Annotated in this window: 2 protein-coding genes and 1 rRNA gene; all 3 read right to left on the bottom strand. The window is 35.7% G+C overall.

The genetic code is table 11. The features are described from left to right. Positions 1-165: 165 nt before the first annotated feature. The gene (locus tag I6E70_RS20455) at positions 166-627 is read right to left on the bottom strand and encodes a hypothetical protein (protein ID WP_007579756.1); all 462 of its coding nucleotides are present in this window, start codon (positions 625-627) and stop codon (positions 166-168) included. Continuing rightward, positions 627-1,820 (bottom strand): porin, encoded by a 1,194-nt coding sequence (locus I6E70_RS20450; RefSeq protein ID WP_007579754.1) that lies wholly within the window; start codon positions 1,818-1,820, stop codon positions 627-629. The genes I6E70_RS20455 and I6E70_RS20450 overlap by 1 nt, the downstream gene beginning before the upstream one ends. A 723-nt stretch (positions 1,821-2,543) precedes the next feature. Continuing rightward, positions 2,544-2,658 (bottom strand): 5S ribosomal RNA (gene rrf, locus I6E70_RS20445). Positions 2,659-2,859: the final 201 nt, after the last annotated feature.

The raw sequence follows: 2,859 nt of genomic DNA, 5'->3' as shown, positions 1-2,859 counted from the left end.
TTAGCAGCTTCTTTAGCAAACGCTTCGAGTTCTTCTTTATTCATGTTCATCGCCTAATCCTTAAACTCTTGATAGAGTAAATTATGATAGGCAGTTACACAAAATTAGTTACACCCTCAAATAACTCAGTGCAATTGATGCTTTTTCTAACTAAGCGGCTTACTTTTAATTTAGTGAAATTATGGTGAGCTCTTTAGGTATAGTGATCCCTGCAGGAAGGTAAGCTACTGAGTCCTCAACGGTTAGTAAGTATTCTATAACCTCTTCTGTAGACTCAAATTCAACAGGTGGTTTGCTGCGCCCAGTGAATCGCATTTGGGCCCAATATGCTTGTATTCTAGATTCAGTAAGACCTACCATCCTAGTATTAAAATTTATTCTAAGCGGATTGCCGACAAATAGGTTAACAGCTTTAAATTGTCTGCTCATAGCTCCACCCATATAAATATGGCGAATTTGTTGCTTACTAAAAGATAAGTTTTGGTCTGTGGTATTTACTACAATAATGACGTTCGAGGACTTTGTATTTTCTGCATAAACTGAAATGCTAATACCAAATAGGCTACTAGCGACTACAAAGAGCATCATTGTTTTTTTAATGTTATTAATAGGTTTAAAAAATATCATTAAAACACCCAATCCAAACCAATAAGATAAAGATTAGTTTTTTTATCAAAATCAGAGTCATCAGGAGTAACAAAAAACGAGTCTTTTACATCGTCGCCTTCTAGCGTTGAAAATTCAGCTTTTAAGGCAAGATTTGGCAACACATCCCAGCGTACACCAACTGTCCAACTCTTAATTGAATCAGGCGTAGATTCATCAAAAATACGATTGTACCCATATGCAAGTTGATCTAAGTCGCTATTAATACCTAACGGAATTTCATTCTCAGCAGAACGAGTTTCAACGTCGCTATCTGCAAATGTTAAGTGATAAGTAAAAGGGGCATAATTAACACCGGCAGTTAAATAATAGCTTTGAATTATAGGCACTATTCCTAGGTCAGTTTTTATGCGGATCCACTCACCTCTAAAAAAATAATCTAAATTATCGTAAATCACACCAAATTGGTCTGCATGTGCTCGACCTTTTGTTTTTACCGAGCTAGCGCTTTTTGTAAAGTTAAGACTATCGAGTACGTTTTCTAGCTGTCTTATCTCATCAATATCAAGCTTGATATTCCCATTATAACGAGAAACCCTAAACTCTAAGTTTTCAATATTAATCTTACCAATAAATCCTAAAAGGTTATCAACTTCAAAGCCCGTTCTTAAGGCGCCAATACCTATATCACCCGACTCTTCACCATAGTAACCTTCAAAGCTCACATCAAAATTTTCTGCACCAAATTTATAAACAGCATCTATGCCATTAAACGTTTTAAATAAATAAGTATCATAAACTTGTTGAGGTGGATTGATCCATGGGTACGCAAAACCAACATCCGAAAAGTCACTCATGGTAAAAAAAGGTGTGCGTAATTTTCCGAGTTTTATTTGAATATTATCCGTCGGTCTATATGTTAAATATAACCACTCTAACCCTGAGTTATCGGAAGCTGTTGTGTTATTGCTTCTTAACAAAACTTGAGCTGTTGCAGACCACTTATCATCAAACTGATACTCGCCTTGGAATCCAATTAAACTAGATGGAGAAAATTTAAGACTGTCTTCATATCCCTTATATTCGACATTTTTTTCGTCTAAGTAGCCACCAATAACTCGAGCATAACCAGAAAATTCAAACTCATTAGAAAAAACAGAAAAATGAGTAAGCATAGTGGTAAAAAGTAAGCACCAAGATATTTTATATCGCATCAGAGAAAATTAAATCCTTTGTTGAATTATGCAAAATACAGTGAAGATTAATTATGCTAACGATGAAATAATTCATCTGTTCGGATAATCAATTATGTAATTATTTTAAGTAGCGCATTTTACCGCTATCTAAGTTTAGTTAGCAAAGTCATAACTAGGATTAATCATTATAGTCAATGAATTACATGTTGGAACAATATATGTACTCTATAAAAACATTAAGCATCTAGGTAATACTATTTACATGGAAAAGCACCTCACCCCCCTTGAATATTACTGAGATAGAGCTTAATTATACTTATATAGATGCTTATCAACTAAGTAGGGGATCAAACTGATTCTTAATTTATGTCGTTCACTAGGATTGAGTGTTTGATAAGGCGTAACTGATTTAATTATAATCCGATATATGAAAAATCCTCCCAAACTTCACTTTTTTGCAGACGTAAAAAAGCCCGAATCGTTAAATTTGGGCTTTCTACAATGTGAAGCTTGTGTAATGTCATAGTGCCCACAGCAGTGGAGAGTCACAGTGAAAATGCTATTGTATTCGCCGACTGAGATATTAAGGGGTTTTGTTGTGATTTCAACGTCGGGAGTCGCTATGCTCGGCCGACCTACGTGCTAGGTGTTGATGTGAGTGTGTGTTAATTGTGCGCATTTCACTTTTCTTCAGACGTAAAAAAGCCCGAATCGTTAGATTCGGGCTTTCTACAATTTGAAGCCTGGTAATGTCCTACTTTCACATAGCAAATGCTACACTATCATCGGCGCTGTTTCGTTTCACTACTGAGTTCGGCATGGAATCAGGTGGGTCCAAAACGCTATTGTCACCAAGCAAATTTGGGCGTTAATCCGTATCGCTACGCACTAACTGAATTTGGAAAATATCTGATAATATTTTTTAAGTCTTTCTTCAAGTAATATCTACTTTAGTTATATTAACTTCTGTCTAAACTGTCGCATAAAACGCGTTTGGCGTTGTATGGTTAAGCCTCACGGGTAATTAGTACAAGTTAGCTTAATGGCTCACACCACT

This window comes from Pseudoalteromonas sp. NGC95, assembly GCF_015864705.1.
GTDB lineage: Bacteria > Pseudomonadota > Gammaproteobacteria > Enterobacterales > Alteromonadaceae > Pseudoalteromonas > Pseudoalteromonas arctica.
Note: the sequence above shows the minus strand (reverse complement) of the source record. Positions and strands in the feature narration are given on the sequence as shown.